The organism is Myxococcus sp. AM009 (genome assembly GCF_013372605.1).
GTDB classification, from domain to species: Bacteria; Myxococcota; Myxococcia; order Myxococcales; family Myxococcaceae; genus Myxococcus; species Myxococcus vastator.
The window spans coordinates 1-20,234 of record NZ_JABXEP010000017.1; the positions used below are offsets into that span (position 1 = coordinate 1).

Consider the following 20,234-nt stretch of genomic DNA (forward strand, 5'->3'; position numbering starts at 1 on the left):
TTCATGAGCCTCATCCACACCGTCGAGCTATGCGAGGGCAACCCCTTCGACTACCTGGTGGCGCTGCTCCGCCACCCGGAGGCGGTGGCGCAAGCCCCGGGCGAGTGGATGCCCTGGAACTACCAGCAGGCGCTGGCCGCAGCGGATGCACCGCCGTCCGGGAACTGACTCACCCAGCCCCTGTCGCGAATGCCGGGCCGTCCATGCCCAGAATTCCGCGCGTCCGGGTGACCCTCAACGCAGGCACCAGCGCTCCACGCCTGCCCCCAGTCTACTGGCCCCCTGCGGCACGCTCACGCACGCTCGCCGAAGGGACACGGTTCTCCGGTCGAGTCAGGGCTGCCCGAAGAGCACCGCCGGGGGCGGCCAAGGCATTGACGCGACTGGGGAACCGGAGTTCCGAGGCCATCAACCAGACGGTTCACCCGAGCATCAACCAACGTGCGCGGCAACACCACGCCCGGGAAATCGGCTTCCAGGCGTTCCAGGCGCAGAAATCGGCCAAGTAGTTTCTGAGCAAGCCCTAAAGTTGCCACGGAGCACCACAGCCACATTAACAAAGACCGCTCTCGCGAAGCCTCCGGAGTCAGCCACGACCCGCTCGAACCACCTACCACAACAACATCAGCACAACGCCGCAAGGGGCTTGTTTCCGCACCATCACATGAAGTTACAGTTCGCAAGCACCGAACAGCACGGCTCCCAGAATTCACCCATCCAAACATCCCATCACCGCCGACAGCCCCAAAGATACAAACTATGAAAATCGGAATCCTGCACCTAAGCGATATTCATTTTCGTTCCGGCCGAACCAACCCAATCGAACAAAGAGCGCGAAAAATCGCAAACAGCACATCCATTGCCTACGAAACAATTTCATTTCTTGTCATTGCCGTGACCGGCGACATAGCCTACGCAGGAAAGCAGAGCGAATACGAGATGGCCGAATCATTTCTCAACCAACTTCGCGCCGAACTCAAGAGCAGATTCAAATCAATCGAAATTGAAATCACACTCACGCCAGGAAACCACGACTGCAATTTCGACACCCCATCAACAGCGATCCGCGACATCTTAATCAAAGACACTCTTGGAAAAGAGACCATCCTTCCTCAGCAAGAGGTCATTGATTCTCAATTGAGCGTTCAAGAGGATTTTCGAAAATTCCACAACAAAATCACAACGAAAAAGCTCTCCACCACAATATCCGACCTCGCATTCACAACAACCTTCACCGTCGCCGAAACAAAGATAATGCTCCGTAGTTGCAACTCGACCTGGCTTTCGCAAAAGAAAGAAAAACAAGGAGACCTGCTATTCCCGCCCCACATACTCAACATCCCCAGACAACGCCCCGCTCTAATTTGCACATTAATTCACCACCCCTTTAGTTGGTTCCGGGCCGACAACTCCAGGGAGATTCGCCAAAAGCTCGAAGGCACTTCTGACCTCATCTTAACGGGCCACGAACACGAGACAGGGCAGTACGCCGTCACCCGCGACACTGGGGGCTCATCTGATTACATCGAAGGCGGCGTCCTTCAAGATCACGAACTCAAATCCAGCTCATTCAATTACATCATCATCGATCTCACATCGCGCACGCGCAAGGTATTCCATTTCGAAATCGATGACGAAAACTATCGCGCACGCAATACCGCCGACACATGGACACAACTCGCAAGTGGGCTGCCCCCCCCTGCCCCTGGCTTCTCTGCAACAAAAGATTTCGCCGACTTCCTGCGGGACCCGGGCGCAAACTTCACACATCCATACAAGGAAAAAATAACACTCAACGACATCTTCATTTCCCCTAACATGCGTGAATACAAACCAGTAAACTCAAAGCAAGACATAGTACTACACACGCGAACGCTGACCGAGATCGCAGAAACAGCCCTGAGCGGATCAAACATCTTGATCTTCGGCTCCGAAAAGGCTGGACGGACAGCCCTGGCTAAAACAGTCTATCAGCAACTCTATGCCAAGGGAGCCATCCCCGTCTACTACAGTGGCACGCAAATATCGCCACAGACAACCAAGAACACAAGAACCCTCATCGAAAACGCATTGTCGGAGCAGTACACCTTTGCCAGTTTTGAATCATTCGCCTCGCAGGACAAACAAAAAAGAATCGCCATCGTCGATGACTTCCACCAAATCAACCTCAACAAGAAAGGCCGTCGCGATCTTATTGAAGCACTTAAAAATACCCATGGATCAGTCATAGTAACAGGAAATGATTCGATTCGACTAGAAGATGCGACTCATGCCGACGACTCCCCTAGTTTCCTAGTCGACTTTAGACACTACGAAATTCTTGAGTTCGGATTTCTCCTCCGCTCGCGGCTCATTGAGAAATGGTTTCAACTGAGCAGAGAAAGCGAAGTGTCAGAGGAGACCATTGCCAATCAAGTCCGGCGCGCCGAATCCATAATATCCACGGTGCTTGGACAAAGCCTCATTCCAGCATACCCCCTCTTCCTTCTTGTGCTCCTACAGCAGATCGAGGCAGAAACGCCACTAGCAACAACATCGGCCTCGTATGGCTATTTTTACGAAGTCTTAATTACACGCTCTCTTTCCGAGACAAACAGAAGCATCGATCTTGATACAAAATACACATACTTAGCAGATCTCGCATTCCACATGCACTCCACAAACGAACGGCTACTCACCTACGGAGAAGCCCAGCGACTACACAGTGACTACTGTAATCGCTATCGCCTGAACATTCCATTTGAGGGTATGGTCAGTGCGCTAATCGACTCAGGCGTCCTTCATCAAAGAGGAAGCGAAATAGAGTTCAAGTACAAATACGCTTACTACTACTTCATTGCACGCCATCTCCGAAACAATCCAGCCAAAATCAGAGTGGAATTGACTTCGCTAGTAGATCGCATCCATAAGGAAGAGGAAGCAAACGTCCTGATATTTCTCAGTTACCTGTCGCGCGACCCACAGATCATTGATGCAGTGCTCACACATTCGCGTTCAATTTTTCAGAGTGCCCAACCGTTCAAATTTGGTGGCAACTCAGGCTTCCTGCGCAATCTAAATGCAGTTTCCATTTCTCTTGCACTTCCAGATCGTTCCGAACGCGCCAACCGCGAGGAGTTCTATAGCGAAATCGACAAGATGCAAGACCAACTACAGCCTGCAGACCCCAGCATAGCGGCAGAAGACACCACCCGAACAGAGACAACATCAGAAGACAAGGAGGGGTTGGATATTTTAATCGGACTCAACGTCGCATTCAAAACAATGCAGATACTTGGCCAAATTCTCAAAACATCCCCGGGCTCTCTGCAAGGGGAAATAAAGCATGAAATCGCAAAAGAATGCTATCTTTTAGGACTAAGGACATTAAAATCAATCTTCGACATATTGGAAACCAACATAGAGTCGACGATCTCCGAGTTCGCCGATTTCATTCAGTCGCAAGGCGAAAAAGAAACACCCTCAAACGAGCGTCGACCGTCCGCCTCTAGGGACGAAAAAAGCATCGAAAAGGCCAAGAGACTTGTCTATATGGTTTGTGAAACTTTCGCCCTTTCCATACTAAGGCGAATCTCTCGGTCTGTTGGACTCGATAAACTGGAGCGGACGTTCGATGACGTTCTCCAGGAATCAAATGAGCTCTCAATTGCACTAATCGATCTCTGTGTCCGCCTCGACCACTTCGACCACATACCTGAAAGGAAGATTGAGACTCTCCTCCGGGACACAAAGAGCGACATCTTCTCGAGAAATATGATTCGAGTCTCCGTCTACAATAGAATGTATATGTATCCACTTGACATGAGAATTAAACAAAGACTCTGTCAAAAGCTCGACATCGACTTCAGGGCGCTGTCTGTAAAGAAATCCCCTCTCAGATAGTACTTGGCATAAAGTCCACTCATCAGAACAAGCTCCTGCTGAGATATAACCAATGCATCACCGCGTTCCGTGTCTCGTGAAAAATCCGCTATTCCAGGGGAATCACGGTGTCGACGATCTTGGCGGAGCACAGCACCGCGGGGAGTCCCGCTCCCGGGTGCGTGCCCGCTCCAACCATGTAGAGGCGGTCCACGTCCTCACTCCGGGCCTGTGCCCGGAGGAACGTGGTCTGCATCAACGTGGGCGCGAAGCTGAACGCGGCCCCACGGAATGACCGCAGCTCGTCACGGAAGTACTCCGGCGTTGCCATTCGCGACGTCGCCAACGCCTCCCCCAGCCCCGGCAACACGGTCCGCGACAGGCGCTCCTCCAGCTCACGTCGGAATGCCTCCGCCCTTTGCTTCCACTCCGAGCCCGCCCCCAGGTGTGGCACCGGCGCCAGCACGTAGAAGGCATCATGCCCCGCCGGAGCCAGCGCCGCGTCCGTCGCCGTGGGCCTGTGCAGATACAGCAACGGGTCCGCCGACGGCGTCCCAGGCCCCTCCAGCCCTGAAAACATCCCCCGGAAGTCCTTGCCGAACAGCAGCGTGTGGTGCGCGACCTCCGGGTACTGACGCCGCGTCCCGAAGTACCAGAGGAACACGCTCATCGAGTACCGCGCCCGGTTGATGCGCTCATCCGTCCAATGCTTCCGGACATGCCCCGGCAGCAGGTACCGGTACGTCCACGCCGCGTCCGCGTTCGACACCACCACGTCCGCCGCCAGCCCCGAGCCGTCCCCGAGCCTCACCCCCGTCGCCTTCCGTCCTTCCAACGCAATCTCCGTCACCTCACTGCCGTAACGAACCTCGCCGCCCAGGGACTCCAGCAGGGCCACCAATCCACGGACCAGCGCCCCCGTGCCGCCCACCGGGAAGAACGCCCCCCAGCGCCGCTCCACGAATTGAATCGACGTGTACACCGCGCTCGCGGTCGCGAACGGACTGCCGCCAATCAGCAGCGGATGGAAGCTCAACGCCTGCTGGAGCCGCGCGTCCCGGATGTGCTTCGACACCAGCCCGAACATCGACCGGAACGCCTCGTCTCGCACCAGCGCGGGGGTGAACGGCGCCAGGCTCAGCACGTCCGGCACCGGCGTGCTCATCAGCGTGCCAATGCCCGCCTCGTACATCCGCTCCACGCGGGCGCACAGCGCCAGGAAGCCCGCCTCATCCCGCGGAGACAGCCGCCGCACGGACTCGCGCATCGCGTCGCGGTCCGTGTGGTAGTCGAACGTGGAGCCGTCCGGGAACCGCATCCGGTACAGCGGCGCCACGGGCCGCAGCTCCACGTGGTCCGCCATGCGTTGCCCCGCCAGCGCCCACAGCTCCTCCAGCAGGTGCGGACACGTAATCACCGTGGGGCCCGCATCGAACGTGAAGCCGTCCTGCTGGAAGGCGTTCGCTCGCCCGCCCGGTCCATCTCTCCGCTCCAGCACCGTGACGCGCCACCCACGGGCCGCCAGCCGGATGGCCGCGGCCAATCCACCGAAACCACTCCCAATGACGAGCGCGCGTCGTCCGCCGCTTCGTGCAGCCAGGCCAGCCATCCCAGAGGGTCTCAGCACGGTGACGCGATCCATCGCACACCCGCGAGGCCCGCTCCACTCCGGCCTGCGGCCAGACATCCGCGCCGACGGCACCCGCGCTCGGTTGCGAGCCCCCAGTGCCAGGGCTACCCTCCCTCGCCTCAACGGGGAGTGCGCTCCTGCGCGCACGGGTGAAGCAATGACGGATGTACCCGGCTACCGCATCAGCAGCAGAGACGTCACCACCGCGGGCGCCTTCCAGCTCTTGCGCGCGACACGCGAGGAAGACGGCGCCTCGGTCATCCTCAAGGTCCCCGACGCGGCGCGGAGCCCCTCCGCCACCACGCGGCTTCGCCACGAGTGGGAGCTGACGAACGCCCTGAACCTCGACGGCGTCCTCCAACCCCTGGCCTGGGCCGAGGCGCGAGACGGCGCCCCCGTGCTCGTCCTGGAGGGCTTTGGTGACGCGACGCTGGCCCAACGCCTGTCCCATGGCCGCGTGGAGCCACGCGCCGCATGCCGCATCGCGCTGTCGTTGGCGCGCGCCCTGGGCGCCATCCACGAGCAGGGCATCCTCCACCGGGACCTGAACCCCAGCAGCATCCTCGTGGGCTCGGATGGCGAGTCCGTGAAGCTCACCAGCTTCACCCTCGCCACGCGCAGGCCTCGCGCCGAGGTCGCGCCGCTCGCCCCCGAGCGCCTCGAAGGCACCCTCGAGTACCTCTCCCCCGAGGGCACCGGACGCACCCACCGCAGCGTCGACTCGCGGGCGGACTTCTATTCCATGGGCGTGGTGCTCTACGAGCTGCTCACCGGGCGCCGCCCCTTCGCGGACACGGACGCGCTGGGCCTCATCCACGCCCACGTCGCCCTGCCCCCGCCGCCGCCCGTCAGCGTCGAACCCGAGCTCCCCCAGCCCCTGTCCGACATCGCGCTCAAGCTGCTCGCCAAGTCCCCCGAGGACCGCTACCAGAGCGCCTACGGGCTCGTGGCGGACCTCCAGCGCTGCCTGAGCGCCCTGGAGGGCCCGGGCCCCGTCCCCGCCTTCATGCTGGGCGCCAAGGACGTCCCCGAGCGCTTCGCCGTCCCCGAGAAGCTCTACGGCCGCGAGCCCCAGCAGGCCGCCCTGCGCGACGCCTTCGAGCGCGCCGCCTCGGGCCGCTCCGCCTTCGTCCTCGTCTCCGGCGCGGCGGGCATGGGCAAGTCGGCCCTCACCGGGATGCTCAAGCGCCCCGTCGCGGAGCGCCAGGGCCACTTCGCCCGCGGCAAGTACGACCAGCTCATCCGCGACACGCCCTACAGCGGCATCTTCGAATCCTTCCGCGAAGTGGCCCGCGGACTCCTGGGCGGACAGGAGCAGGAGCTGGCGACCTGGCAACACCGCCTCCTCGAAGCCGTGGGCGGCATGGGCCGGCTCGTGGTGGACGCGGTGCCTCGCATGGCGCTGGTGCTCGGGGACCAGCCCCCCGTGCCCGAATTGGGGCCCGCGGAGTCGGAGCTGCGTTTCCAGCTCGTCCTGCGCAAGCTGGTGGCCGCGCTCTCCACCCGGGAGCATCCCCTGGTCCTCGTCCTGGACGACCTCCAGTGGGCGGACAGCGCCAGCCTCCAACTGCTGCGGCTGCTCCTGACGGACCGGGACATCGAGCACCTGCTCGTGGTCGCGGGCTGCCGCTCGGAGGCGCTGGGCCCCGACCACCCCCTGGAGTCCCTTGCCCGCGCGCTGCAGGACCACGGCACGCCGGTCCATCGCATCGACCTGGCGCCGTTGTCGCCCGAGGACATGACGAAGCTGGTCGCGGACGTGTTCCCTCCCGCCGAGGGCCAACCCGACGCGCAGCTCGACGACCTGGTGCTGTCGCTGACCGAAGGCAATCCGTTCCACGCGGTGCAGCTCCTGCGCACCTTCTACGAGCGCGGGCTGGTGCGCTTCGACGCGGACGGCGGTGGCTTCCGGTGGGATGCCAGCGCGCTGCGTGGACAGGACTTCAGTGACGGCGTGGTGGCCCTGCTCACCTCCCGCATCCGCGAGCTGAGCTCCGCCGCGCAGGCGCTGCTGCCCATGGCCGCGGCGCTGGGTCATACGTTCGACCTGCGCAGCCTGGCCATCGTCCTGGAGCGGACGGATGAGGCGGCCGAGAAGGGGCTCGTCGAAGTGCTCCAGGCGGGGCTGGTGACGCCCATCGACGACGCCGACCTCGACAGCGGGGGCACGTATCAGTTCACCCATGACCGCGTGCAGCAGGCCGCGCTGGAGCTGATTCCGGAGGACGTGCACCCGGAGATCCACGCCCGCATCGGCCGGCTGCTCCTGCGGCACACGCCCCCGGAGCGGCTCGACGAAGGGCTCCCCGAGCTCGTCAGCCACTTCCACCTGGCGCTGCCCGTGCTCCACGACGCGCAGGAGCGCCACCGCGTGGCGGAGCTGGACCTGCGCGCCGGCCGCAGCGCCAAGTCCCGAGGCGCCTGGTCCGCGGCCCTGCGCCTGCTGAGCACGGGCCTGTCCCTGCTGGGCGAGGACGGCTGGCGCAAGGACCGGCGGCTCACCTTCGACCTGCACGTCGACGCGGCCGAAGCGGCGTACCTCGCCGCGGACTTCGACCTGATGGAGCGGCTGGCGGCGGCGGCGCTGGCCCACGCGGTGGATGGCGCGGAGGAGGTCCGGGTGCAGGAGGTCCGCCTCCAATGCCTCGCGCACCGGGGCGAGCACTCGCGCGGCGTGGACCTGGGCCTGGAGGTGTTGCGCAAGCTGGGCCAGCCCCTGCCCGCGAACCCGAAGCAGCCGCACGTCCTGGCCGCGGTGGCGAAGACGAAGCTGCGCCTGGGCCTGCGCAAGCCCGAGGACCTGGCGGCCCTCCCCGAGTGCACCGACCCGCTCCTGCTCGCCACGCTGCGCCTGCTGGTGAAGCTGTCCTCGCTGGCCTTCATGGCCCGCCCGCTGCTCTTCCCGCTGGTGGTGCTCCGCGTGCTCCAGCTCACCATCCGCCACGGCGCCACCGGCGTGGCCGCGTTCGGCTACGTGGGCTATGGGCTGATGCTGAGCGTGCACCTGGGCAACCCCGAGGAGGGCTTCCGCTACGGCCGGCTGGCGCTGAAGACGCTGGACCGCTTCCAGGCGGAGAGCCTGCGGGCCATGGTGACCTTCGTCTTCAACCTCTTCATCCGGCACTGGAAGGAGCCGCTGTCCGCCTGCGTCGACGACTTCCTCGCCGCCGCGCAGAAGGGCCAGGAGACGGGCGACATCGAGTACTTCGGCTATGCGTCCAGCGCGGGCTGCGCCACCGCCCTCATCGCCCGGGACGGCCTGGCCGACGGTGGCCCGCGCATGGACCGGTTCCGGGACACGCTGGCCACGCACCGGCACAAGAACGTGCTCTTCACCGAGTACATGCGCCACACGCTTGACTCGCTCACGGGCGCGTTCACCGGCAACGTGGAGGCCCGCGAGGAGGAGCTGGTCGCGCCGTACCGGCAGCTCGACTACGGCAACGGAATCGCCACCTGTGACGTGCTGCGCACCCTGCGCCGGTGGCTCTGGGGCGACGCGCGCGGCGCGCTGGAGAGCGCCGCGGCGGTGGACACGCAAGTGGAGCTCATCGCCGGGCAGATCTACCTGCCCTGGTACAAGTTCTTCCAGGGCCTGGCGCTCATGGCCGTCCACCCCACGCTGGGGCCGCTGGACCGGCTTCGCTCGTCGCGGGCCATCGACGCCATCCGCAAGTCCATGCGCGGCTGGGCCCGCATCGCCCCGATGAACTATGGCGCCCGGGCGGAGCTGCTGGACGCGGAGCGGGCCCGCCTGGACGGCCAGGGGGACTCGGCCGCGGATGCGTATGACCGGGCCATCCGGCTGGCGCGGCAATACGGCCTGTCGCTCGACGAGGGCGTGGCCTGCGAGGCCGCAGCACGGTTCCACCTGACGCAGGCCCGCGAGCGCGTGGCCCGCACCTACCTGGAGGAAGCCCGCGCCGCCTACCTGCGCTGGGGCGCCCGCGCCGTCGCGGCACGGCTGGAGCGGGAGCACCCCCGGCTCCTGCCGTCCGCCCCGACGCCCACGCCCACGGATGCCCTCACGGAGACGTCACTGGCCGCGCTGGACCTGGCGTCCGTCATCAAGACGGCGCGCGCGCTGTCCGGCGAAATCGTCCTGGGCAAGCTGCTGCGCAAGCTGATGACGCTGGTCATCGAGAACGCGGGCGCGCGCCGGGGCCTGCTGCTGCTGAAGCGGACCGAGGGCCTGGTCATCGCGGCGGAGGGCTCCGTGGACGGCGATGGCGTGGTGCTCGAGGCGCCCATCCCCATGGAGGCCTCCGCGTCGCTGCCGACCTCCATCATCCACTACGTGGTGCGCACCGGAGAGACGGTGCTCCTCCACGACGCCTCGGCCGAAGAGCCCTTCTCCGAGGACCCCTACGTCCGCAGCGCCCAGCCCAAGTCCCTGCTGTGCAGCCCGCTGTTGAAGCAGGGCGCGCTCACGGGCGTGCTCTACCTGGAGAACGACGCCACGCGAGGCGCCTTCACCCCGGAGCGGCTGGAGGTCCTGCGCCTGCTGTCGTTCCAGGCGGCCATCTCCCTGGAGAACGCCGACCTCTACGCCAGCCTGGAGGAGTACAGCCGGACGCTGGAGCGCCGCGTGGAGGAGCGCACGGCCGAAATCCAGCACAAGAACGCCGAGCTGGCGGAGACGCTCACCCGGCTGCAGGAGATGCAGCGCCAGTTGGTGGCGCAGGAGAAGCTCGCGTCCCTGGGCGCGCTCACCGCGGGCATCGCCCATGAGCTCCAGAATCCGCTCAACTTCGTGAACAACTTCTCGAACCTGTCCTCACGGCTGGCCGGCGAGCTGGAGGAGTCGCTGAAGGGCATGGCGGACCGGCTCGACAGCGAGGCCCGCGAGGACGTGCTGGAGACGCTCCAGGACTTGAAGCAGAACGCCCAGCGCATCCACAGCCACGGCAAGCGCGCCTCGGACATCATCAAGACGATGCTCCGGCACTCGCGCAAGTCAGAGGGCACCCGCTCCAAGTCGGACCTCAACCTGCTGGTGCGCGACAGCGTGAACCTGGCCGTGCAGGGCCTGCGCAGCCGTCCGGGCGGGGCCAGCGTGAAGATGGAGACCACGTTGGACCCCACCGTGGGCATCGTGGAGCTGGTGGCCAGCGACATCAGCCGTCTGCTCACCAACATCCTCGACAACGCGTTCTACGCCGCGGCGCAACATCAGCAGCAGGCGGGCGCGGGCTTCACGCCCCAGGTGCACCTGAGCACCCACCGCGTCGGAGCCAAGGTGGAGCTGCGCATCCGCGACAACGGGCCGGGCATCCCCGAGGACCTCCGCGAGAAGCTCTTCCACCCCTTCTTCACCACCAAGCCCGCGGGCGTGGGGACGGGGCTGGGGCTGTCGCTGTGCCACGACATCGTCCAGGAGCACCAGGGCGACATCCGCGTGGAGAGCGCGCCCGGCGCCGGGGCCGAGTTCATCATCACCCTGCCCGCGCCCTGACAAAGCGAAGGCCCCACCTTCCGTGAGGGAAGCAGGGCCTCGGGACACCAGGAGAAGGCAGACGCCGCTAGGCCGTCTTCTTCTCCTTCTCCATGACGAGCTGGGGCGCCTCGTGCTTGGTGATGACCTGCTCGGTGATCTTGCACTCCTTGACGCCCTCGCGGAACGGCACGTCGTACATGATCTCCAGCATGGCATCCTCCAGGATGGCGCGAAGGCCGCGCGCTCCGGAGTGACGGCGCATCGCCTCGCGGGCGATGGCGCGCAGCGCCTCCTTCGTGAAGGTCAGCTTCACCTTCTCCATCTCGAAGAGCTTCTGGTACTGCTTCACCAGGGCGTTCTTCGGCTGGGCGAGGATGATGACCAGGTCCTCTTCCTTCAGGTCGTTCAGCGTGGCGATCATCGGCAGGCGGCCGATGAACTCCGGAATCATGCCGAAGCGCATCAGGTCTTCCGGCTCGGTCAGCGCCAGCAGCTCACCCACGCTGCGCTCCTCGCGGTGGGTGATCTTCGCGCCGAAGCCGAGGCCCTTCTCGCCCACGCGGCGCTTGATGACGCCGTCGATGCCGTGGAAGGCGCCGCCGCAGATGAACAGGATGTTCGTCGTGTCGACCTGGACGTACTCCTGCTGGTTGTACTTCTTCCCGCCGCGCGGCGTGACGTTGGCCCGGGTGCCTTCGATGATCTTCAGCAGGGCCTGCTGCACGCCCTCGCCGCCCACGTCGCGGGTGGCGCTGGGCATGTCACCCTTGCGGGCGATCTTGTCGATTTCGTCGATGTAGACGATGCCGCGCGAGGCCTTCTCCACGTCGTAGTCGGCGTTGTGGAGGAGGTTCTGGATGATGTTCTCCACGTCCTCGCCCACGTAGCCGGCCTCGGTGAGGCTGGTGGCGTCGGCGATGGTGAAGGGCACGTTGAGGAAGCGCGCCAGCGACTGGGCCAGCAGCGTCTTGCCACTCCCCGTGGGACCGATGAGCAGGATGTTGCTCTTGCTCAGCTCCACTTCCTCGCCGGTGGGGCCCTTGACGCCCGGACGCGGCCGAGAGGTCGGCTTCTTTTGATAGATGCGCTTGTAGTGGTTGTACACCGCCACCGCGAGGACCTTCTTCGCCTGGTCCTGTCCGATGACGTAGTCGTCGAGGAACGCCTTGATCTCCGCCGGCGTCGGCAAGCTGACCTGGGGCTTGCCCTCCTCGCGCTCGTTCTCGTCCGCGATGATGTCGTTACACAGCTTGATGCATTCGTCGCAGATGTAGACCGTCGGGCCCGCGATGAGCTTGCGGACCTCGCGCTGCGACTTGCCGCAGAACGAACAAGACAGGTTGACGTGGTGCTCCTTCTTCACTGCCGCCTCCGAGTTCGCCGGCTCCGGACACCCGGAGCCTCCTTCGCCGTCCACCGCTCCCCTACCCGCACGGCCTGCCCACGTCTCGAACAGCCGTCAGGCCCACCTTCACGCGGCCCTGAACCACTATAGGGCCCTCCCCTTCGGGCAGGAAGCCCGGCGGTACAGGCCCGTTGCCGAGCGTACAGCCCCGGCCACGGGTCAGCGTTCAGTAACAGCGGCTCAGGCGTCCGTCACGCCCGAGGCGATGTCCTCGAGGTCTTCGGCCAGGGCGGCTGCCCGCTCGGCGACGGCGTTCGGAATCCGACGGCTCCCCGACAGCTCGCTCGCGAGCTTGCGGGCCATTTGCGCCAGTTTCCGCACCTGGGCGCTCTCCGGAGGCGGCTCCGGCGGGGGACGGGGGAAGCGCTCGGCGAACTCCTTCTTCAGCTCGGCCGGGTTCTTCTCCGGGCTCCAGATGCTGTCGCGCAGGGACTTGTATTCAGTGGGCGACAACTGGCCCCGCTCTTCCGCGTCCGCGAGGACTTCGATGACCTCGAACGCGGGTGCGCGCTGGGGGAACTCCTGTGCGGTCAGCTCCTCCTCGGGCTCGTGCTTGGTCAGGAAGCTGAACGAGCGGGTGAGCTTCAAGGCGGTCTGCTTCTTGATGTGCAGTTCCTTGAGGCAATAGGACTCGAAGGAGGGGTAGCCCCACTCCTCGAATTTGGCCTCGTCCCGGACCTGGACCAGGAGCTTTCCCAGCTCGGCCCAGGTGGACTTGAAGCGCTTGGCGGCCGTCAGCACGGTGTGACGGAAGGTTCCCGGCGGGACGCTCAGCGCCTTCTTCGCAATTTCGGTCTCAGCAACGGATGCGGCGGACATGCCCACGGTATCGGGCATGCCCGGGGTGGCGGCAAGAAAGTGACCCTACCCCCGCTTGCCGATGGTGAACGACAGGCCCACCGTGGCCTGCTCGCCTTCGTAGGCGCGGAACGGCCACTTCTTCATCTCCGCCAGCATGCACTCGTAGAGTGGGCCCTTCTTGAACTGGTGGTTGTCCACCCACAGCTTGCTCACCCGGCCATCGTTCCCGATGACGAACTCCATGGGGACCTTGGCGTAGAGGCCCGGGGTGCGCGCCGCCTCTTCCTTGAAGCAGCGGAAGAGCGTGGACTTGTTGCTGGCCACCACCCGGTTGATGGCGGACTGGTCGAACTGCTGCGTCATCTCCATGCCCTCCGGGTCCGTGCTCACGCTGCCCCCGGGGCGAGGCTTCCGGTCCACCGGCGCCCGGGTGGTGGAGGCCATGGCCACCTTGCCAGGGCTGCTGCTGCCGGTGGCGGGTTTCACACCGGGCTCGCCCGTGCCCGGACGGCGGGCGACATGGCCGGGGTATTCGAAGAGCTCCTCCTCATCCACGCGGGCCTGGGCCACGCGGATGGTGATTTCGCCCATCTCGAAGTCGTCCGTCTGGACCTCGCCGCCGCCGAACCAGCCGTGGACCGCGGCATTGCGCGCCACCTGGACGCCGAAGATGCCCAGCACCACCACGCCCACCACGGCGGCGCCGCCGAGAATCTTCAGGCGCTTCGCGGACTTCGCGCGCTCCACCACGACGGCGGCGTCCACGCGGGCGCGCGCCTCCGCCCGGGCCACGTGCACGCGGAAGGCGTCCACCTCCGACATGGGGTGGAAGTCCCGCTCTCCGGCGGGCGCCACCAGGGTGTCCAGCGTCAGCTCACCCGAGGTGAGCTTCTCCACGATTTGGGTCCCACTGACAGGCCCCAGGACGAGGTCCCCGTGCTTGAAGAGCCAAAGTCCGTCCACGTCCGCCGCAAGGTCTTGTCCAGCCGCCATTTCGCGCGCGAGTATCCCGTGGTTCCCCACACCCAAGCAACGGCGTGCTCCCCTCCACCTCCAAGCGAATTCCCGTCGCACTGTGGATCTGGTATCGCGGCGGAAATTTCCGTGGCTTCCAGCGCCAACCCGAGGGCCCCACCGTCCAGTCAGCCCTGGAAGAGGCGCTGCGGTCCGTGGGGGTGCCGGCGACGTTGATGCCTTCAGGGCGGACGGATCGGGGCGTCCACGCCCGGATGCAGGTGGTGAGCGTCCGGCTGGAAGCGGGTGATTCGGCGGAGTCCCTGGAGAAACGGCTCCCGCCCCGGTTGCCGCCGGGGCTGGGCTTGTGTGGGGTACGCCGACCCACGTCGTTCCATGCGCAGTGGAGCGCCTGCGGCAAGGAGTACCGCTACCGGCTCCAACTGGGTGGGGCCGTGACGCCCGAATGGGCGCCCTATGCGCTGGACGTGTCCGCGGAGCCGCTGTTCCAGGCCACGGCGGTGGCGCCGGAGCGGCTGGGGGCGCTGCTGCGCTCGGCGGAGGGGACGCGGGACTTCATCGCGTTCCATGAGAAGTCCAGTCCACGCAAGCCTCGCACGCTGGAGTCCGCCACCCTGCATGCGCTGGGCGGTGGGCTCTACGAGGCTCGGCTGCGTGGGGACGGCTTCGCGCGCTACCAGATCCGCTATTTGATGGGGAGCGCGTTGAAGGTGGCCGCGGGGCTGCTGCCGGAAGAGGCGTGGCTCGCGGCGCTCGAGACGGGGCGGGCCATGGAGGGCTTCAAGGCGCCCGCGCACGGCCTGGTCCTCTGGGAGGTCCGCTACCCTCCCGGTGTGGACCCCTTCAGCGCCGGGGAGCGTCTCCTTCCCCCGGGGCTTCCGCTGGAGCCACCCTTCCACCTCGGGTGACGCGCGGTGGGGCCCGGACGGCCGTCTTCAGTCGACGAGCCGCTCTTCGTACTTCGCGAGCAGATCGGAGATCGCCTCACGGAGGTACTCGCTCTGACGGATGCGCGTGGTGCGCGACAGATCCTTGAGGGCGTCGAGCTTCTCGCGGTTGAGCCGGAAGACCACTGAAGTAAGGCGGGGATTCATTTCCATGTGCGCGACCTCCTACAGATGCACACACATTCTCACAGGTCGGTCTGATCGCAAGAAATTCACTTCGATCCGACCGGGAAGATCCACTGAACCCCGGTGAAGGCTTCGGCGTCTCCGCGCAGGCCCGCGCCAAACCCGAGCGAAAGCCCGAGTCCCCCGAACACCGCGAGCCGCTCGGAGAAGGTGTGTCGCATGCCCAACGCTACGCGAGGCCCCAGCCACGGCCCAGAAAACGGCCTGATCAGCAGGCCCAGATCATAGAAGGTCTGCCAGGACCCATCGCCGTAGAAGTTCCGGAAGCCTCCGGCCACCGAGAGATCCGGGCCGCGCAGGCTGCCGCGGATCACCACGAAGACCTCGTCCCCGTCGTAGCCCACGGTGCGGCTGGCCCCGAGGTCCAGGTGCGCGTCCCCGCCCTTCTCGGCGTCGGACTCTGAGCGATCAATGGACTCTGTATAGGAGGCGCCGGGGCCGAGGATCAGCGAGTAGGCGCGGCGATCCGCGTACGGCGCGTCCACGTATTCCGCGGCGCTGGCGGCTACGGGCAGGAGCACGGCGCAGGTGCTGATCAGGCGGAGAGCCGTTTGGGGGGATGGGGAGTGTTCGCGGGCCATGGCGCGGCTCTCGGTTCTAACAGGGTCCGGGCTTGGGATGCGTCCGTCCAGGGTCCCCTGCCCTGTCGTGGCGCGTCCGGGCGTGGGACATCACCCGGAACCGAATGGTGTGCCTACGCGCCGCCCTTCCACCGGAGCCATGACAGCGCCTGGAGCGCGGAGAGCCAGGCCCCCGCGCTGAGCGCATGGCGCAAGTGGTTCATCCGGGCCCAGGTCATCGCGGTCTCCACGGCGGCGGCGTTGTCGGGCGATTGCAGCAACCGCACCATCGTGGGGATGAAATACGAGAAGGTCAGGAGCCGGTCGGCCAGCGCCGCCAACGCGGCTCCGAGCCACCAGACGCGCAGCGGGCCGGTGGCCTGGGATGCGAAGTAGAGGCTCGCCAGGGTGAGCAGCGTCAGCGGCCCCGTGGTGACGAAGGCCCAGAAGCGAAGGCCCACGTCGTCCTGCCGCGCGGCGTCCGCGGACCAGTGTCCACCCAGGGTGTCGAGCCATCGGGGCAACGAGACGCGGTGCTCATAGAGGCCCGCGCCGAAGGCGATGCCCAGGACGATGACGAAGAGCCACAGGACGGTTGCCGCGATGGTGGGCTTCAGGTTGATCATGCCGCCAGGATGCGGTCCTGGGCATGCGAGCGTCTTTCGTGCCCTTGCGTCGTTTTTCGCCTTCCTGCGGAGTTCCCGATGAGCCCTCACCCCGCCCTGCTCGAACAGATTGGCTCGGACGTCGTGCAGTTCCAGGATGCATCCGCGCAGTTCGATGCCACCGTCGGGAAGGTCCTGGCGCTCGGGCGCGCGGATCTTGGGTGCCTGGCGCAGCTTCATTTCGGGGGCCCAACGCCCCTGGACGCCGTCGCCCGAGAAGCCGACGTGGCGCGGTTGGAACTGGCGGGCTACGTCCAGCGGGAAGCGGCCGGTGGTGGCCAGCGGCTGGTGCTCACCGCGCATGCTCGGGAGTGGATCGACACCCTCTGGGGGCCGCTGCAGGCGGACGGACACCAGCTCATGGCGGCGCTGCCGGAGGAGCACCTGCGGATCATCGCGGGGTTCCTGAAAGCGGCGCGGGCCATCCAGGACCGGCACGCGGCGCGGGTGGCCAGACTGCTCCAGGAGCCGGGGACCTCACGGGCGGCACGCCAGCGAGGCGGGCTCTCCCCCGCCGCGCTCCGCCGTGTGCAGCTCTACGCGGACGCGCACCTTGCTGAGCCCATCCGCGTGGGTGAGCTCGCCCAGCGCTCCGGGCTGAGCGTCTTTCATTTCACCCGCGCCTTCCGCCAGTCCACCGGCATGACGCCGCACGCGTGGGTGCAGCAACGCCGCGTGGAGCGGGCGCGCGACTTGTTGAGCAACTCGTCGCTGCCGTTGGGGGACATCGCGCTCGCGGTTGGCTTCAGCTCGCAGAGCCACTTCACCACGGTGTTCCGCCGGCTCACCGGACTGACTCCGGCCGTCATCCGCCGCGACCAGCGCTGAGGCAACCAGGTGCAAGGTGGGCCCCCGTTCGCACGCCCACATGGCACCGCCACACATACAGGATACACATTGACCTGATCGCTTGGAGGGATTGATCTCTCACTATGCATATGGGAACTCCATGGCTCGCAGGACTGATTCTCGTCGTGACGGCCTGCGCCACCCGTCCCGCGCTCGTCATTCCCTCTCCTTCCTCGCGCCCCGTCGTGCTGACGGATCCCGGTCCGCTCCTCACGCTGTTCCGCCTGGAGCCGGATGGGACCAGCGTTGAGTTCGGGCAGTTACCACCCGGGCCCGAAGGCTTCACCCCGCCTGACATGGGCAACTGGTACGCAGAACCATTGCGCCCCGTGCGTACCGAAGCGGAGGCTCGCGAGATCGCCGCCGTGTTGCGCGAGCATCGCGTGCCCGAATTGTCCTTTGGCGCTGTCGGCGTCCCAGCACCCGGGCTGCTCGCGGCCCTGCTCCAGGATTCCGGTGTCGTCGCGCTACAGTTGTCTGGCACGGACTTCGGAAATGCGCACCTTGCCTCGCTGGAACACGCGACTCAGCTTGAGGCCCTGCACCTCGATGCCACCCGGGTCACCAACGCGGGGCTGGCTCCTCTCAAACGAATGCGACAGCTGGCAGTGCTGCGGCTGAACGAAACGCCTGTCTCGGACGAAGGCCTTGCATCGCTGTCGGAGCACACCACCCTGCGTCGAGTGGGCCTCGCTGGAACAGCCGTCACATCCCAGGGACTTGGATTCCTCGCGAGGCAACCGGGGCTGGAGGAACTGGACCTCTCCGATACCGCGGTGGACGACACCGTCCTTGCGTTGCTTCCGGGCGCCCATTTGCACACGCTCAACCTCAGCGGCACGAAAGTCACGGACGCCGGGCTCCGCGGCCTCAACGACATGCCCTCCCTCAGGCGGCTGGGCCTTGCCCGCACCGCCGCCTCGGACACCAGCCTCGTGCACGTCGCGGAGCTGCGTGAACTGGAAGCCCTCCACCTGGGCAGCACGCAGGTGACGGACGCTGGGTTGCTCCACCTCGCGAACCTGCCCGCGCTTCGTGCGCTGGTTCTCAGCAAGGCGCGAATCCGAGGTGCGGGCCTTCGCCACCTCGCGGGCAGCTCTCGACTGGAGGCGCTCCACCTCGACGACACGCTCGTGGGCAACTCAGCGCTGCGCCATCTTCGAGGACTCAACGAATTGAGAGAGCTTGACCTCTCGCGCACGGCCGTAACGGGCACGGGACTTCAAGAGTTGAGCACCTTGGTGGCGCTCGAAGCGCTCTGGCTCACAGGCCTCGCGCTGACTGACGACTCCCTCATGGCACTCGCGCCCCTCAGCCAACTGACGAGGCTCGCGCTCAGCCACACGCCGATTGGGCTGGAGGCGCTGAACAACCTGGGGTCCCGCCCACGCTTGCGACATCTGGACTTGAGCAAGACAGGGTTCACTGACGAATGGGTGCCAGCCATACGGCAAGCCTTTCCCGGCCTCCATTCATTGAAAGCTGAACGCACGCTCCTGACAGACGTGGGGTTGGGCCAACTCGCCGGGCTGGCAGAGTTGGAGGCACTCCATGTCGCGGGAACGCTCGTCAATGGCTCCGGCCTCGCGAGCCTGCACACCCTGGCGCGGCTCACGACGCTCGACCTGGGCGCGACCTGGCTCGAAGTAAAGGGACAGCATGCGCTCCAGGGCTTCTCAAGGCTCGTCTGGCTGAGCCTCGCGGGCGGACACACCGGCGATGAGGCGCTCGGCCACCTCCCCCGCTCGCTCCGCACGCTCTACCTGACACGCACGAAGGTCACCGACGCCGGCCTGCCAGCGCTGCGCAAGCTGCCGCGTCTCAGGGAGCTCGACCTGAGAGGCACCGCGGTCTCCACGGAGGCCAGGGAGGCCCTGGCACGGGAGCGCGGCGTCCACCTCCTCACCGGGCTGTGAGCCGCTCCCCAAGCCGCATGACCACCGCCGACGAGACGCGGCTCAACTGACCACGGGCAGCGGGAACCCGTCCGGCTTGCCCGTGGCCCCCGGCCTCACCACCCCCGCCGCGTCGTTCATCCGGCCAGAGCGGAACGGCTCCAAATCCAGCGCCACGAACTTGAACCCCAGCGATAGGAACGCGGTGTTGATCCGCTGCCGCACGTCCGCCGCGAGGAAGCGCTCGTACTCCTCCGCCGCCACCTCCAGCCGCGCCACGTCCTGGTGGTACCGCACCCGGAACTGCCGGAAGCCCAGCTTGCGCAGCTCCGACTCCGCGGCGGCGATCTGCAGCAACCGGTCCCGCGTCACCGCCGTGCCATACGGAATCCGCGACGCCAGGCACGCCATCTGCGGCTTGTCCCACGTCGGCAGCCCGAGCGACTGGCTCCACGCGCGGATCTCCTCCTTCGTCAGCCCCGCCTGCGCCAGCGGTGACACCACCCGGTGCTCCTGCGCCGCCTTGTGGCCGGGCCGGTGGTCCTTGAAGTCGTCCGCGTTGAAGCCGTCCAGCACCACGGCCAGTCCCAGCGACTTCCGCTGCGCCTCGCAGATGTCATACAGCTCCGTCTTGCAGAAGTAGCAGCGGTTCGTCGGGTTGGCCGCGTACTCCGGATTCGCCAGCTCGTTGCTGCCCAGCACCACGTGCCGGGCGCCCAGCCGCTCCGCTAGCGCGCGCGCCTCGTCGGCCTCCTCCGGCGCCACGGACGCGGACAGCGCGGTGAGCGCGAGCGCCCGGTCGCCCAGCTCCTCCACCGCCACCTTCAGCACGAAGGTCGAATCCACGCCGCCAGAGAATGCCACCAGCGCGCTGCCATGGACCCGCAGCGCGGCGCGCATCGACTCCAGCTTGGGGCGCGAGGACTCACACAGGGACTGGATCCGCTCGGGGCTCAACATGAAGCTCTCCTAAAACCAAAGGGCCCCGGATTGCACGCGTCGTTGCGCGGCAACCTGGAGCCC

At 65.7% G+C, this 20,234-nt stretch carries 13 protein-coding genes; 5 read left to right on the forward strand and 8 right to left on the reverse strand.

Annotated elements, in window-relative coordinates; translation table 11 throughout:
- Positions 1–759: 759 nt before the first annotated feature.
- Positions 760–3,882, forward strand: a complete 3,123-nt coding sequence (locus tag HV824_RS06670) for a metallophosphoesterase (protein ID WP_176422905.1) — start codon at positions 760–762, stop codon at positions 3,880–3,882.
- 88 nt (positions 3,883–3,970) lie between these two features.
- Here the strand turns inward: HV824_RS06670 and crtI are convergent, their stop codons facing one another.
- Positions 3,971–5,548, reverse strand: coding sequence for a phytoene desaturase family protein (crtI, locus tag HV824_RS06675; RefSeq protein WP_306465560.1), 1,578 nt, complete (start codon positions 5,546–5,548; stop codon positions 3,971–3,973).
- A gap of 100 nt (positions 5,549–5,648) precedes the next feature.
- Here crtI and HV824_RS06680 point away from each other — a divergent pair, with 100 nt between their 5' ends.
- A complete protein-coding gene (locus HV824_RS06680) occupies positions 5,649–10,946 on the forward strand; it encodes an ATP-binding sensor histidine kinase (RefSeq protein ID WP_176422907.1) in 5,298 nt (1,765 codons plus the stop codon).
- Positions 10,947–11,013: 67 nt separating this feature from the next.
- Here HV824_RS06680 and clpX read toward each other — a convergent pair whose 3' ends face one another.
- From clpX to HV824_RS06695, 3 genes are all read right to left on the reverse strand, one after another.
- Positions 11,014–12,291, reverse strand: coding sequence for an ATP-dependent Clp protease ATP-binding subunit ClpX (gene clpX / locus HV824_RS06685; RefSeq protein WP_176416202.1), 1,278 nt, complete (start codon positions 12,289–12,291; stop codon positions 11,014–11,016).
- 222 nt (positions 12,292–12,513) lie between these two features.
- Positions 12,514–13,170 carry a hypothetical protein gene (locus tag HV824_RS06690; RefSeq protein WP_176416201.1) on the reverse strand — a complete coding sequence of 219 codons (657 nt, stop codon included), beginning with the start codon at positions 13,168–13,170 and terminating at the stop codon, positions 12,514–12,516.
- A 27-nt stretch (positions 13,171–13,197) separates the two neighbouring features.
- Positions 13,198–14,127, reverse strand: coding sequence for an AgmX/PglI C-terminal domain-containing protein (locus tag HV824_RS06695; RefSeq protein ID WP_176416200.1), 930 nt, complete (start codon positions 14,125–14,127; stop codon positions 13,198–13,200).
- Between the two features lie 44 nt (positions 14,128–14,171).
- Here HV824_RS06695 and HV824_RS06700 point away from each other — a divergent pair, with 44 nt between their 5' ends.
- On the forward strand, positions 14,172–15,017 hold the full coding sequence (locus HV824_RS06700; RefSeq protein ID WP_176422908.1) for a tRNA pseudouridine(38-40) synthase TruA: 846 nt from the start codon (positions 14,172–14,174) through the stop codon (positions 15,015–15,017).
- Between the two features lie 27 nt (positions 15,018–15,044).
- On the opposite strand, the gene HV824_RS06705 is transcribed toward HV824_RS06700, so the two are convergent.
- The 3 genes from HV824_RS06705 to HV824_RS06715 form a co-directional block, all read right to left on the reverse strand.
- A complete protein-coding gene (locus tag HV824_RS06705) occupies positions 15,045–15,209 on the reverse strand; it encodes a ribbon-helix-helix domain-containing protein (RefSeq protein WP_176416198.1) in 165 nt (54 codons plus the stop codon).
- A 59-nt stretch (positions 15,210–15,268) separates the two neighbouring features.
- A complete protein-coding gene (locus HV824_RS06710; protein WP_176416197.1) occupies positions 15,269–15,823 on the reverse strand; it encodes a hypothetical protein in 555 nt (184 codons plus the stop codon).
- Between the two features lie 113 nt (positions 15,824–15,936).
- A complete protein-coding gene (locus tag HV824_RS06715; protein ID WP_176422909.1) occupies positions 15,937–16,428 on the reverse strand; it encodes a DUF1772 domain-containing protein in 492 nt (163 codons plus the stop codon).
- A gap of 78 nt (positions 16,429–16,506) precedes the next feature.
- On the opposite strand from HV824_RS06715, the gene HV824_RS06720 reads away from it, so the two are divergent.
- Positions 16,507–17,295: an AraC family transcriptional regulator gene (locus HV824_RS06720; RefSeq protein ID WP_176422910.1), complete on the forward strand. Its 789-nt coding sequence runs from the start codon at positions 16,507–16,509 to the stop codon at positions 17,293–17,295.
- A 146-nt stretch (positions 17,296–17,441) separates the two neighbouring features.
- Positions 17,442–19,232, forward strand: a complete 1,791-nt coding sequence (locus HV824_RS06725; protein ID WP_368738026.1) for a hypothetical protein — start codon at positions 17,442–17,444, stop codon at positions 19,230–19,232.
- A 42-nt stretch (positions 19,233–19,274) separates the two neighbouring features.
- Here the strand turns inward: HV824_RS06725 and larE are convergent, their stop codons facing one another.
- Complete coding sequence (gene larE / locus HV824_RS06730; RefSeq protein ID WP_176416193.1) at positions 19,275–20,171, reverse strand: ATP-dependent sacrificial sulfur transferase LarE; 897 nt, start codon at positions 20,169–20,171, stop codon at positions 19,275–19,277.
- Positions 20,172–20,234: the final 63 nt, after the last annotated feature.